At 70.8% G+C, this 12,624-nt stretch carries 9 protein-coding genes; 3 read left to right on the plus strand and 6 right to left on the minus strand.

The features are described from left to right. Window positions 1-3: 3 nt before the first annotated feature. The 4 genes from ACZ3I3_RS24610 to ACZ3I3_RS24625 all read right to left on the minus strand — a co-directional run bounded on the left by ACZ3I3_RS24610 (window position 4) and on the right by ACZ3I3_RS24625 (window position 6,776). A complete protein-coding gene (locus tag ACZ3I3_RS24610; protein ID WP_467368428.1) occupies window positions 4-3,843 on the minus strand; it encodes a multifunctional oxoglutarate decarboxylase/oxoglutarate dehydrogenase thiamine pyrophosphate-binding subunit/dihydrolipoyllysine-residue succinyltransferase subunit in 3,840 nt (1,279 codons plus the stop codon). Window positions 3,844-4,124: 281 nt separating this feature from the next. Further along, window positions 4,125-5,237, minus strand: coding sequence for a HAMP domain-containing sensor histidine kinase (locus ACZ3I3_RS24615; RefSeq protein WP_467368430.1), 1,113 nt, complete (start codon window positions 5,235-5,237; stop codon window positions 4,125-4,127). Then, window positions 5,234-5,974, minus strand: coding sequence for a response regulator transcription factor (locus ACZ3I3_RS24620; protein WP_010040369.1), 741 nt, complete (start codon window positions 5,972-5,974; stop codon window positions 5,234-5,236). Before ACZ3I3_RS24620 ends, ACZ3I3_RS24615 begins: the two co-directional genes overlap by 4 nt. Window positions 5,975-6,098: 124 nt before the next feature. Continuing rightward, the gene (locus tag ACZ3I3_RS24625) at window positions 6,099-6,776 is read right to left on the minus strand and encodes a spermine/spermidine synthase domain-containing protein (protein WP_467368432.1); all 678 of its coding nucleotides are present in this window, start codon (window positions 6,774-6,776) and stop codon (window positions 6,099-6,101) included. Window positions 6,777-6,947: 171 nt separating this feature from the next. Between ACZ3I3_RS24625 and ACZ3I3_RS24630 the strand changes: the two genes are divergently transcribed. Then, entirely contained in the window at window positions 6,948-7,760 is an 813-nt protein-coding gene (locus ACZ3I3_RS24630; RefSeq protein ID WP_467368434.1) for a rhomboid-like protein, read from the plus strand. Window positions 7,761-7,787: 27 nt separating this feature from the next. Here ACZ3I3_RS24630 and ACZ3I3_RS24635 read toward each other — a convergent pair whose 3' ends face one another. Beyond that, entirely contained in the window at window positions 7,788-8,435 is a 648-nt protein-coding gene (locus ACZ3I3_RS24635) for a GNAT family N-acetyltransferase (protein WP_467368436.1), read from the minus strand. A gap of 175 nt (window positions 8,436-8,610) precedes the next feature. Here ACZ3I3_RS24635 and lon point away from each other — a divergent pair, with 175 nt between their 5' ends. Together lon and ACZ3I3_RS24645 are read left to right on the plus strand one after the other, a co-directional pair. Beyond that, window positions 8,611-11,034 (plus strand): endopeptidase La, encoded by a 2,424-nt coding sequence (gene lon / locus ACZ3I3_RS24640; RefSeq protein ID WP_467368438.1) that lies wholly within the window; start codon window positions 8,611-8,613, stop codon window positions 11,032-11,034. Window positions 11,035-11,208: 174 nt separating this feature from the next. After that, entirely contained in the window at window positions 11,209-11,700 is a 492-nt protein-coding gene (locus ACZ3I3_RS24645) for a MarR family winged helix-turn-helix transcriptional regulator (protein WP_467368651.1), read from the plus strand. Between the two features lie 44 nt (window positions 11,701-11,744). On the opposite strand, the gene ACZ3I3_RS24650 is transcribed toward ACZ3I3_RS24645, so the two are convergent. Then, window positions 11,745-12,530: a protein phosphatase 2C domain-containing protein gene (locus ACZ3I3_RS24650; RefSeq protein ID WP_467368440.1), complete on the minus strand. Its 786-nt coding sequence runs from the start codon at window positions 12,528-12,530 to the stop codon at window positions 11,745-11,747. Window positions 12,531-12,624: the final 94 nt, after the last annotated feature.

Here is a 12,624-nt window from a genome sequence, read left to right on the forward strand (position 1 = left end):
GGCTCACGCGTCGAACACCTCACGCACCAGCTGCTCCTGCTCGGCCTGGTGCCGCTTCGCGGAACCGACCGCCGGGGACGAGCCGTGCGGGCGAGAGATGCGGCGCAGGCGCTCGCCGTGCGGGACGTCCGCGCCGACCGCCAGGTCCAGGTGGTCGATCAGGTTGAGCGCGATGAACGGCCAGGAACCCTGGTTCGCCGGCTCCTCCTGGGCCCACAGGTACTTCTCGGCGTTCGGGTACTTCTTGATCTCCGCCTGGAGCTCGGCACCCGGCAGCGGGTACAGGCGCTCGATGCGGATGATCGCCGTGTCCGTGACGCCGCGCTTCTGACGCTCGGCCTCCAGGTCGTAGTAGACCTTGCCAGCGCAGAAGACGACCTTCTTGACCGCGGCCGCGTCCACCGACGGGTCGCCGATGACCGGCTGGAACTGGCCGGTCGTGAACTCCTCCGCCTTCGAGGCAGCCGCCTTCAGGCGCAGCATCGACTTCGGCGTGAAGACCACCAGCGGCTTGTGGTGCGGGTTGTGCACCTGCCACCGCAGGAGGTGGAAGTAGTTCGACGGCGACGTCGGCATGGCGACCGTCATGTTGTTCTGGGCGCACATCTGGAGGAAGCGCTCCGGGCGGGCCGAGGAGTGGTCCGGGCCCTGGCCCTCGTAGCCGTGCGGCAGGAGCAGGACGACGCCGGAGGTCTGGGCCCACTTCTGCTCGGCCGACGAGATGAACTCGTCCACGACCGTCTGCGCGCCGTTGACGAAGTCGCCGAACTGCGCCTCCCACATCACGAGCGCCTCGGGGCGGGCCAGCGAGTAGCCGTACTCGAAGCCCATCGCCGCGTACTCGGAGAGGAGGGAGTTGTAGACGTTCAGACGCGCCTGGTCCTCGGAGAGGTACTGCAGCGGCGTGTACTCGTCGCCCGTGCTGCGGTCGATGATGACCGCGTGGCGCTGGCCGAACGTACCGCGCTGCGAGTCCTGGCCGGCCAGGCGGACCGGGACGCCCTCCAGGAGGAGGGAGCCGACCGCGAGGGTCTCGCCCATGCCCCAGTCGATCGTGCCGTCCTCGACCATCGCCGCCCGGCGCTGCAGCTGCGGCAGCAGACGCGGGTGGACGGTGATGTGGTCGGGGATGTTGACCTGGGACTCGGCGATCCGCTTGACGACCTCCGTGGTCACCGCGGTGTTCACGGCGACCGGGAACTCGGCCTGCGGGTCGGAGGTCTCCACGATCGTCGGCTGCGAGGTGGCCTCGCGGACCTCCGTGAAGACCTTCTCCAGCTGGCCCTGGTAGTCCTGCAGCGCCTGCTCGGCCTCTTCCAGGGTGATGTCGCCGCGACCGATGAGGGACTCGGTGTAGAGCTTGCGCACCGAGCGCTTCTTGTCGATCAGGTCGTACATCAGCGGCTGGGTGAAGGCCGGGTTGTCCGACTCGTTGTGACCGCGGCGGCGGTAGCAGATGAGGTCGATCACCACGTCCTTGTTGAACGCCTGGCGGAACTCGAAGGCCAGGCGGGCCACGCGGACCACGGCCTCCGGGTCGTCGCCGTTCACGTGGAAGATCGGGGCCTCGATCATCCTCGCCACGTCCGTCGCGTACATCGACGAGCGCGAGGACTCGGGGGCCGCGGTGAAGCCGACCTGGTTGTTGATGACGATGTGGACCGTGCCGCCGGTGCGGTAGCCGCGCAGCTGCGACATGTTCAGGGTCTCGGCCACCACGCCCTGGCCCGCGAAGGCCGCGTCGCCGTGGATCGCCACCGGCAGGACCGTGAAGTCCGTGCCGCCCTTGCCGATGATGTCCTGCTTGGCGCGGGAGACGCCCTCCAGGACCGGGTCGACGGCTTCGAGGTGCGACGGGTTCGCGACCAGGGAGACCTTGATCTGCTCGCCGTCCAGGCCCGTGAAGGTGCCCTCGGCGCCCAGGTGGTACTTCACGTCGCCGGAGCCGTGCATCGACTTCGGGTCGAGGTTGCCCTCGAACTCGCGGAAGATCTGCGCGTACGACTTGCCGACGATGTTGGCCAGGACGTTCAGCCGGCCGCGGTGGGCCATGCCGACGACGACCTCGTCCAGGCGGGACTCCGCAGCGCTGTCGAGGACCGCGTCCAGCAGCGGGATGACGGACTCGCCGCCCTCCAGGCTGAAGCGCTTCTGGCCGACGTACTTGGTCTGCAGGAAGGTCTCGAACGCCTCGGCGGCGTTCAGACGGCGCAGGATGCGCAGCTGCTCCTCGCGCTCCGGCTTGGAGTGCGGGCGCTCCACACGGTCCTGGATCCACTTGCGCTGCTTCGGGTCCTGGATGTGCATGAACTCGATGCCGGTGGTGCGGCAGTACGAGTCGCGCAGCACGCCGAGGATGTCGCGCAGCTTCATCATCGACTTGCCGGCGAAGCCGCCGACGGCGAACTCGCGCTCCAGGTCCCACAGGGTGAGCCCGTGCTCGGTGATGTCCAGGTCGGGGTGCTTGCGCTGCTGGTACTCCAGCGGGTCGGTGTCGGCCATGACGTGGCCGCGGACCCGGTAGGAGTGGATCAGCTCGAAGACGCGGGCGGCCTTCGTGACGTCGTCGTCGTGGCTGGCGTCGATGTCCTTGAGCCAGCGGACCGGCTCGTAGGGGATGCGCAGCGCCTCGAAGATCTCGTCGTAGAAGTTGTTCTCGCCGAGCAGGAGGTTCGCGACCTGGCGCAGGAACTCGCCGGAGGCGGCGCCCTGGATCACCCGGTGGTCGTAGGTCGACGTGAGCGTCATGACCTTCGAGATGCCGAGCTTGTTCAGGGTGTCCTGGGAGGTGCCCTGGAACTCCGCCGGGTAGTCCATGGAGCCGACGCCCATGATCACGGACTGGCCGGGCATCAGACGCGGCACCGAGTGGACCGTGCCGAGGCCGCCGGGGTTGGTCAGGGAGACCGTGACCCCGGAGAAGTCGTCCATCGTCAGCTTGCCGTCGCGGGCGCGGCGGACGATGTCCTCGTAGGCCTGCCAGAACTCGAAGAAGTTCAGCGTCTCGGCCTTCTTGATCGCCGCGACGACCAGCTGGCGGTCGCCGTTCGGCTTGACCAGGTCGATGGCGAGACCGAGGTTGACGTGCTCCGGCTTGACCAGGGTCGGCTTGCCGTCCACCTTCGCGAACGAGTAGTTCATCGCCGGCATCGCCTTGATGGCCTGGACCATCGCGTAGCCGATCAGGTGCGTGAAGGAGATCTTCCCGCCGCGCGCCCGCTTGAGGTGGTTGTTGATGACGATGCGGTTGTCGAACAGCAGCTTCACCGGGACCGCGCGCACGGACGTGGCCGTGGGCAGCTCCAGGGAGGCGTCCATGTTCTTCGCGACCGCGGCGGCGGGGCCGCGCAGCACGACCTGCTCGGGACCCGAGGGGGCCTCACCGGCGGGCTCGGCCTTCGGCTTCGCGGCGGCGGGCTTGGCGGCCGGGGCGGCCTTCGCCTGAGCCGGGGCCTGGGCGGGAGCCTGAGCCGGGGCCTGCGCGGCGGGCTTCGCCTGGGCGGGAGCCTGCGCGGCGGCCGCGGGCTTCGGGGCCGCCGGGGCGGGGGCCGCGGCCTGGGCCGGGGCGGCCTGGGCCGGGGCGGCCTGGGCCGGCTGAGCGGTGGTGGTCCCCGCGGCCCCCGCGGCCGCGGTACCCGCCGGAGCCGAGGCGGCAGCGGCGCCCGGCTTGTAGTCGGCGAAGAAGTCCCACCAGGCTCGGTCTACGGAATTCGGGTCCTGGAGGTACTGCTGATAGATCTCGTCGACGAGCCACTCGTTGGCACCGAACGACGCGGCAGGGTTCTTCCCCGCTTGGTCGGTGTCGGTCGAGATGCTCGAGTTACTGGGGGACTGTGGCGACACGGCGGCAACCGCCCTCTTCCGCTTCACAAGATGATGGACAGCGGGAATCAAGGCTACGCCCCCTGGACCGGGTAGGTCAGGTCGGGCCCGTTCAACGTCGTGCAAGTCACATCTTGAAGTGTGTTTCGGGGCTTGAAATGGCGGGAAACAAGCGTGGTTCCGCTTAAAGAGGGAAGGGCGGGGCAGGGCCTCACACGCCGACGGCGCGGGCCTGTGCCTGATCACACGTGTCCGTCAGTGCGGACGCCCGTGGATCTTGTGGCTCCGCTTCGAACTTTACGTCAACTTGGCACAGATGGAAGTCCCGGAAGAGTGACAAGAATCCGGCAACCCCGCTCGGATTCGGCCACTCCGATCCGCCCGCCGTGCAGATCCACCGCCCAGCGCGCGATGGCCAGGCCGAGACCCGTACCGCCGTCGCTCCCCGGGCCCTGCGGCCGCTTGACGTTGCCGCGGTTGAACCGCTCGAAGACGCGGTGCCACTCGGACTTCGGAATGCCGGGGCCCTCGTCCAGGACCTCCAGCTCCAGCGACTCCGGCAGCACGCCGCGCCGCGCCTTGACCGTCACACGGCCGTGCGGCGGGCTGTGCTTGACCGCGTTGTCGATGAGGTTGGCCACGACCTGGTGGATGCGTTCCGGGTCGGCGTGCGCGGTCAACTCCGGCGGGTGCACGTCGAGGTGCAGATGGACGTCCGTACGGGTGTGACTGCCCGAGCCGGTGGCGATGCCCGCGCGCACGGAGGCGACCATGTTGGCCTCCTTCAGCACGCCGGACAGGTACGGCCACACCTCGAACCGCCGCTGTTTCAGCGGTACGACGCCGTTGTCGAGGCGGGACAGGTCCAGCAGCGTCTCCACCAGCCGGCCGAGCCGCTCGGTCTGCTTCAGTGCCGTGCGCATCGTCTCCGGGTCCGCCTGCGTGACGCCGTCGACGATGTTCTCCAGCACCGCGCGCAGGCCCGCGATGGGCGTGCGCAACTCGTGCGAGACATTCGCCACCAGCTCTTTGCGCTGGCTGTCCTGCGCCTCCAGCTCGTCGGCCATGGCGTTGATCGTCACGGCCAGGTCGCCCAGCTCGTCACGGCGGTTCTCCCGCGTCCGGCGGGTGTAGTCGCCCTGCGAGATGGAACGGGCCACGGCCGTCATCTCGTCCAGCGGTGCGGTGAGCGAATGGGCCACGAACTGCGTAATGAGCAGTGTGGCGATCATCGAGAAGACCGTGATGAAGCGCAGCTCCGTCTTCGTGTGCACCGCGATCACCGACAGGCCCGTGGTGATCAGCACCGAGATGACGACCAGCGCGCCCAGCTTGGTCTTGATCGAGAACGGGCTCACCCCGCCCCAGGGTTCCGGCTCCCGGGGGTTTCTCCGTGCGGCCGGCCCGCCGCTCATGGCGTCGGGGTCTCCAGGGCGTAGCCGACGCCGTGCACCGTACGGATCCGCTCGGCGCCGATCTTCCGGCGCAGCGCCTTGATGTGGCTGTCGACCGTGCGGGTGCCGGAGGCGTCCGCCCAGTCCCAGACCTCGGCGAGCAGCTGCTCGCGGGAGAGCACCGCGCGCGGGGTGTTCGCCAGGCACACGAGCAGATCGAACTCGGTCGGCGTGAGGTGAACATCCTCACTCCGGACCCGGACCCGGCGCTGCGCGTGGTCGATCTCCAGCTCGCCGAGGCGCAGGATGCCGCTGCGCGGCGTCGCGGCGGCCAGCGCGGCCCGCTCCACACGGCGCAGCAGCACGTGCACGCGCGCCGCCAGCTCCCGCATCGAGAACGGCTTCGTCATGTAGTCGTCGGCGCCGACGCCGAGCCCGACCAGCATGTCGGTCTCGTCGTCGCGCGCGGTGAGCATCAGCACCGGCACCGGCCGGGCGGCCTGCACGCGCCGGCAGACCTCCAGACCGTCGAAGCCCGGCAGCATGATGTCGAGGATCAGCAGGTCGGGCTGCCAGGCCTCGGCCGTGTCGACGGCGGCCGGACCGTCACCCGCTGTTTGCACGAGGAATCCCTCGGCTCGCAGGCGGGTCGCGATGGCGTCCACGATCGTGGCGTCGTCCTCGACGACGAGAACCCGGCGCTGTGCGCCCGGTGTAGCCGTCGCCGAACCGTTGTGGGAGGTGTGTGTCTGCTCCATCGCCCGCCCCTGGGGTGTGCTTTCCGGAATCAGTGGGGTGATTCCTCGGTCTGCGCATGGTTGCGATTGACGCTTGAATGATCGGCGTCAGAGGAGCAGCGTACGGGGAGTCAGCACACCTTTGCTATCCAGGGCTGATGCCGAGGTGCACGACGTCCGGAACGCCCCGGGCAACCGGGATCTCTTCGGTACGCACCTGTTGGAACCCGACATTCCGCAGGGTTTCTTCGAATTCCGGGGAGGGCTGGGCGGACCAGACGGCGAGTACCCCGCCGGGCCTCAACACCCGTACGCAGCTTGCCAGTCCGGCTTCTCCGTAGAGGATTTGGTTGCCCTCCGTGACCGTCCAGCCGGGTCCGTTGTCGATGTCGAGGCACAGGGCGTCGTACGTGTCGGATGTCTCATTGACGTAGGCCACGAGATCGGCTTCGACGATTTTCGTGCGGGGGTCGGCGAGGGCCTCGGCGGAGAAGGCGGAGAGCGGGCCGTCGCGATGCCATTCGACAATCGCGCGCTCGCGTTCCACGACCGTGATCCCTCCCCAGCGCGGGTTCGCCGCCGCGTGGGCGAGGGAGAAGCCGACGCCGAGTCCGCCGATCAGCACCTCGGGGCGGTCCCGGCCGGTCAGGGCGTCCAGGGCCGCGTCGACCAGCCGCCGCTCCGAGCGGCCGTCGGAGGTGTCCATCAGGAAGCAGCCGTTCGCGATGATCTCCAGCCGGCCGCCGTGCCGTCGCAGCACGACCTCGCCGTGCGGACCCTCGCGACGGTCCAGCACGAGGGGGGTGTCGTTCGAGGTGGGCATCCGAGCATCCTGGCAGGTGAGGGGCGTCCGGCGCCAAGCATTACGGACGGGCCGGCAGGGGACGCCGTGCGCTGCTGTCAGGTTGCTGTGAATCGGGTCTCGCGTGGCGCCCGTCACAGACAGGGGGCGAAGGTGCGCGAAGTGTGGGACATGACGGAAGGAGCGCCCGCCGTGGACCGCACCGCGCCGGCCGACGAGACGGCCACGCCGACGCCTTCGGACGTGCCCGTTCCCGGTGTGCCGGCGCTGCTGGACGGGGTGCCGCGGCAGCGGGCCGGCGGCCGGGTGCCGTGCGGAACCGCGGTCCCGGACGTGCGAGAGCCCACCGAGGCGGGGAAGCCCCGGCTCCGGCTCCGGACACCGCGGCTGTGGCGGCTGCTCCCCACTCCCACGGGCACGCCGTTCACGTTCGGCTACGGGATCGTCCTCTGTCTGACCTCGCTGTTCTCCGCGTACGCGGACCCCGCCCTGGTGCACGCCCTGCTCCAGGGCTCCAGTACGGATGTGGCGCACCTGGTGCGGACGCCGGAGCTGGTGCTGGTCGGCAGCGCGCTGTGGCTCGCGGGCGGGGTGGCCTCGCCGTTCGCGATCGGGTTCGTGCTCGTGCTGACCGCGCTGGAACGGCGGATCGGCGGCCTGCGCACGGCCGGGGTCTTCCTGCTCGGGCATGTCCTCGCGACCCTGGCGACCGAGGTCCCGGTCGGGCTCGCGGTGCTGGCCGGGCAGCTCCCCGAGAGCTCGCTGCACCGCCTCGACTACGGCGTCAGCTTCGGCGTCGCCGCCGGCACCGGCGCCCTGGCCGGACTGCTGCCGCTCTGGCTGCGCGTGCCGCTGCTGGCCGGCTTCGGCGGGATGCTGCTCCAGGACCTGCTCGCCCTCGCCGACCCGTTGACGAACTGGGGGCATCTGATCGCCCTGGCCATCGGGATCGCGACCTGGCCGGTGCTCCGGCGGTGGCGGGGCAGGCCCACCGGCCCGCTCTGACCTGCCCGGCGCTGAAGGCGGGACCGTTCAGGTCCGCGGGTCGTGCTTCGCGCTGGTGAGCAGGGCCGCCACCTCCCAGCCCAGCGCCTCGTACAGCCCTCGCCCCGCGGGCGTACCGGCGAGCACACCGGTGTGTGCCCCCTGACGAACGGCGGCGCTCTGCAACGTCCGCATGACGAGGCTGCCGAGTCCCTTGCGGCGATGCTCCGGCGCCGTCTCGATCTGGTCGGCGACGGCGGTGGCGCCGGTCGGGGCGATCTGCCCGCGCGCCGCCAGCGAACCGTCCGGCGCGGCCACCATCACTCGCGTCACTCCGCCGCGCGACCAGCTGCGCAGCCGGTAGCCGTCGGGCACGTCCGCAACGTCCGCCGGGGTCAGCGGGACGGTCATCAGGTAGCCGGGCTCGGGGTCGATCCACCAGCTGTCGTCCAGCCAGCCGGCCACCACCGACGGGTCCCGGAAGGCCTTCAGCCAGACCCCGGCCCCGGTCACCGCGCCGGCCACCTTGCGGACGGCCGTCTCGTCGAGGTCGTCGCCGGTCGCGCCGAACACGTGCCGTGTGACGTGTCCGTTCGTCCCCACGTCGATCGTGCAGCCCCACGGCTCCGTCACGGGCGGAGCGGCCCCGCGCGACACGATCCACCCGTCCACCCACGCCTGCACGGTCCTGTCCACGCCGCCCCCTGGTAATACCCACTCGCCGCATTGATCTGTTACGTGGCCGACTCTACGGCCCCGATCGCCCCTGGCGTCACGGTCGATCGCTCACGGCGAACAGCGGGTGGGGAACATCCGGCGGCTCCCGAGCATTGAGTCGGCATAGCTCAACTTGATTGCCGAAGGGGAGATCATGGCTTCGACGTCCACACCGCTCACCCTGCCCGTGCTGCCGCTCGACGACGAGGTCGTCCTGCCCGGGATGGTGGTCCCGCTGGACCTGAGCGACTCCGAGGTCCGTGCCGCGGTGGAGGCCGCCCAGGCCGCTGCTCGGACAACACCCGGAAAGCCCCGGGTACTCCTGGTGCCGCGCATCGACGGCACATACGCCGGCACCGGTGTCCTCGGCACCGTCGAGCAGGTGGGCCGGCTGGCCGACGGCGATCCGGGCGCGCTGATCCGCGGCCGGGGCCGGGTGAAGATCGGTGCGGGGACCACGGGTCCCGGCGCGGCCCTCTGGGTCGAGGGCACCAGCGTCGACGAATCCGTCCCGGAGCCGCTGCCCGGGCAGGTCGCCGAACTGGTCAAGGAGTACAAGGCCCTCGCCACCGCCTGGCTGCGCAAGCGCGGCGCCTGGCAGGTCGTCGACCGGGTCCAGGCCATCGACGACGTCTCGGCGCTCGCCGACAACTCCGGCTACTCGCCGTTCCTGACCACCGGCCAGAAGGTCGAGCTGCTGGAGACCGCCGACCCGGTGGCCCGGCTGAAGCTCGCCACCCAGCAGCTGCGCGACCACCTCGCCGAGCAGGACGTGGCCGAGTCCATCGCCAAGGACGTCCAGGAAGGCGTCGACAAGCAGCAGCGCGAGTTCCTGCTGCGGCGCCAGCTCGAAGCGGTCCGCAAGGAGCTGCGCGACCTGAACGGCGAGGCAGGCAAGGACCCCGCCGAGGAGTCCGACGACTACCGCGCCCGCGTGGAGGCCGCCGACCTGCCCGAGAAGGTCCGCGAGGCCGCGCTCAAGGAGGTCGACAAGCTGGAGCGGTCCTCCGACCAGTCGCCCGAGGGCTCCTGGATCCGCACCTGGCTCGACACGGTCCTGGAGATGCCGTGGAGCGAGCGCACCGAGGACGCCTACGACATCCAGGGCGCCCAGTCCGTCCTCGACGCCGAGCACTCCGGCCTCCAGGACGTGAAGGAGCGGATCACCGAGTACCTGGCGGTGCGCAAGCGGCGTACCGACCGGGGGCTGGGCGTGGTCGGCGGGCGGCGCGGCGGTGCCGTGCTCGCGCTCGTCGGTCCGCCCGGCGTCGGCAAGACCAGCCTCGGCGAGTCCGTCGCCCACGCGATGGGGCGCAAGTTCGTGCGCGTCGCCCTCGGCGGCGTCCGCGACGAGGCCGAGATCCGCGGTCACCGGCGTACGTACGTCGGTGCCCTGCCCGGCCGGATCGTCCGCGCCATCAAGGAGGCCGGGTCGATGAACCCGGTCGTGCTGCTCGACGAGATCGACAAGGTGGGCTCGGACTTCCGGGGCGACCCGGCCGCGGCCCTGCTCGAAGTGCTCGACCCGGCGCAGAACCACACCTTCCGGGACCACTACCTGGAGGTCGAGCTGGACCTGTCGGACGTGGTCTTCCTCGCGACCGCCAACGTCCTGGAGGCCATCCCGGAGGCGCTGGCCGACCGGATGGAGATCGTCCGCCTGGACGGCTACACCGAGGACGAGAAGGTCGTCATCGCCCGCGACCACCTGCTCCCGCGCCAGCTGGAGCGGGCCGGGCTCGACAAGGACGAGGTGGCCATCGACGAGGGCGCGCTGCGCAAGCTCGCCGGTGAGTACACCCGCGAGGCGGGCGTGCGGAACCTGGAGCGGTCGATCGCACGGCTGCTGCGCAAGGTCGCGGCCCAGCACGAACTGGGTGAGCGGGAGCTGCCGTTCACCGTCCGGGACGAGGACCTGCGCGCGCTGATCGGACGGCCGCACCACGTGCCCGAGTCCGCCCAGGACCCGGCCGAGCGCCGGACGTCCGTGCCGGGCGTGGCGACGGGCCTCGCGGTGACGGGCGCCGGTGGTGACGTGCTGTACGTCGAGGCGTCCCTGGCCGACCCGGAGACGGGCGCGGCCGGGCTGACCCTGACCGGTCAGCTGGGGGACGTGATGAAGGAGTCGGCGCAGATCGCGCTGAGCTTCCTGCGCTCCCGCGGTGCCGAGCTGGAACTGCCGGTGGGCGATCTGAAGGACCGGGGCGTGCACATCCACTTCCCGGCGGGCGCGGTCCCCAAGGACGGCCCCAGCGCCGGCGTCACGATGACCACGGCCCTCGCCTCGCTCCTGTCCGGCCGCCTGGTCCGCACGGACGTGGCGATGACCGGCGAGGTCTCGCTGACCGGCCGGGTCCTGCCGATCGGCGGCGTGAAGCAGAAGCTGCTGGCCGCCCACCGCGCCGGGGTCACCACCGTGATCATCCCCAAGCGCAACGAACCCGACCTGGACGACGTCCCGGCGGAGGTGCTGGACAAGCTCGACGTCCACGCCGTCACCGACGTCCGCCAGGTCCTGGAGCTGGCGCTCGCGCCCGCCACGGCGGATGCGGCGCCGGAGGTTCCGGTGGCCGCGTGACGGAGGTCATCGGATGAGGGAAGGCCCGGGTCCCGTGAGGGAGGCCCGGGCCTTCACCCTGTGGCGGCCCTGTGGACGCGCAACCCGTGACCTGCGGAATACTTGCCGAACTGCGGCGACGGCCGCACAGGGCGGAAAATGCAGGTAGCGGGCGACGACCGAGGCGGGGCTCACGTGCACGAGGACGGCAACGACGACGGACACCGGGACCCCTCCCTGGCCGGAACCGGTGTGGATCAGACTGCCTTTCTGGCGCTGGAGCGGGAGCTGACCGTGCTGCTGCGGCGGGCCCGGGCCAGCCAGGGCGAGATGGCCCGGGAGGTCCACCCCGACCTGGAGTCCTCCGCGTACGGCCTGCTCGTACGGCTGGACGAGTGCGGCAAGCAGCGGGCCACCGAACTCGCCGCCTACATCGGCGTCGGCAAGGCCACGATGTCCCGCCAGCTGCGCGCCCTGGAGGACCTGGGCCTGATCGCCCGCGAGCCCGACCCCGCCGACGGACGCGCCTGGCTGGTCGCCCTCACCCAGGAGGGCCACGACCGGGTCCGCCGGGTGCGCGAGGCCCGCCGCGCCCGTTACGCCGGCCGCCTGGCCGACTGGGACACCGGCGAGGTGACGGAACTGGCCCGGCTGCTGCACCAGCTCAACCGGGGCATGGAGAAGTAGCACCCGGGGCATGGAGAAGTAGCACCGCACCCGGCCCAGGGTGGCTAGAACTCGGCGTACACGACCGTCGCGTCGTCGTGCGTCTTGCTCCGGCCCAGGAACGACCTGGCCGAATCCGCCCGCTCCAGCGTCCGCACCCGGTCCACCAGCGCCTGCGGTCCCTCCTTGCGCAGGAGCTGGAAGCAGTCCGTCCAGTCGCCCTCCTCGAACCGCTCCACCCAGCGGGCGGCGCCGTCCGTCAGGGCGGCCAGGGCGCGCACCTCGTGCCGGGGCAGGGTGCCGGTCACCGCGCGCCGGGCCACCGAGGAATCGGCCGCCGCCGTGAAGAAGCCGCCTTCCCGGTTGCGGTAGGTGGAGTCCACCAGCGCGTCCGTGGCCAGGGCCGAGCGGGGGAGCAGGGCCAGCCGGTCGTCCAGCAAGGGCGTCACCACACCGTCCGGGGACTCCACGAGGAGCGCCGAGTCCGACAGGACCAGGTACTCCACCGCCTCCGGGGACCAGCGCGCCATGACCACCGTGGCCTGAGGGGTGCGCGGGTGAGAAAGGTCACAGGTTGAGGCGTGTGCCTCGGCGGTACGCGCGATGGCGCGGGACAAGACGTCGACCAGAGGAACATCCGGGAGTGAAACGGTCAGTTCGGTCAGGGCTCCGCCGAGGCGCGCGGTGAACCAGGGGACGGAATGCAGACAACCCGTCCCGCCCTTCGGCGGTGTGACACCATCCAGGACGACGACCGAACCGCCCTGTCCGGAGGCCGGTAGTCCGACACTGGCGAAGTCCTCGTTGGGGCGGTCCGCGTCTCCCGGTTCCGAGGCGAGTTCAGTACGCATCCAGCCAGTCTGCACGAGCCCTTCACAAGGTCCGCAAAACGCTGGCAATGGTTGCCGGACCGGTGCGGTCATGCAGGTCAGACGCCCTGTTTGG

This window comes from Streptomyces sp. NPDC016851 (assembly GCF_055562795.1).

Coding starts and splice junctions, on each gene's coding strand:
- ACZ3I3_RS24625 (WP_467368432.1), bottom strand. CDS start 6,776: ATGCCCACCTCGAACGACACCCCCCTCGTGCTGGACCGTCGCGAGGGT.
- lon (WP_467368438.1), top strand. CDS start 8,611: ATGGCTTCGACGTCCACACCGCTCACCCTGCCCGTGCTGCCGCTCGAC.
- ACZ3I3_RS24615 (WP_467368430.1), bottom strand. CDS start 5,237: ATGAGCGGCGGGCCGGCCGCACGGAGAAACCCCCGGGAGCCGGAACCC.
- ACZ3I3_RS24650 (WP_467368440.1), bottom strand. CDS start 12,530: ATGCGTACTGAACTCGCCTCGGAACCGGGAGACGCGGACCGCCCCAAC.
- ACZ3I3_RS24620 (WP_010040369.1), bottom strand. CDS start 5,974: ATGGAGCAGACACACACCTCCCACAACGGTTCGGCGACGGCTACACCG.